Below are 415 nucleotides of genomic sequence, written 5' to 3' on the forward strand. Positions count from 1 at the left end.
GTTCGTCGATCAGCACCGCGGCGCGCCGGCAGTCCTCGACGTCCGGCGCGACCAGGTCGAGCAACGGCAGGCTGCGATAGGCCAGCCCCTGCGGCTCGCAGGAAAGTTCGGCGGTAGCGTCGAGCAATGCGCGGAAGCGGCCGTCGGCCAGTTCCGCGGACGACGGCAGGCGCCCCAACCAGAGGCCCGGCAGCACCTCGTCCGGCTGCGGCCGGCGACGGGTCCAGAGCCAGGCGTTGATCCGCGCGGCAAGCAGATATGGCGCCAGCAGCCAGCGCGCGGCGGCGCTCAGGCGGCCAGTGCTGCCCTTCTGGAAGCCGGCGGCGCCGAACAGCAGGTAGTTCAGCGCCACCAGCGCCAGCGCCAGCGCCGGCCAGCACAGCCACAACGCCGCACCGCCGACGGCAAAGGCGAC

1 protein-coding gene is annotated in these 415 nt (G+C 73.3%); it reads right to left on the reverse strand.

Annotated elements, in window-relative coordinates:
• Positions 1 to 415, reverse strand: a 415-nt coding sequence (locus FLO80_RS24015) for a protein-tyrosine phosphatase family protein (protein ID WP_223145557.1), incomplete at both ends; no start/stop codon positions are given.

The sequence above is a fragment of the Aquicoccus porphyridii genome (assembly GCF_008369105.1).
GTDB lineage: Bacteria > Pseudomonadota > Alphaproteobacteria > Rhodobacterales > Rhodobacteraceae > Aquicoccus > Aquicoccus porphyridii.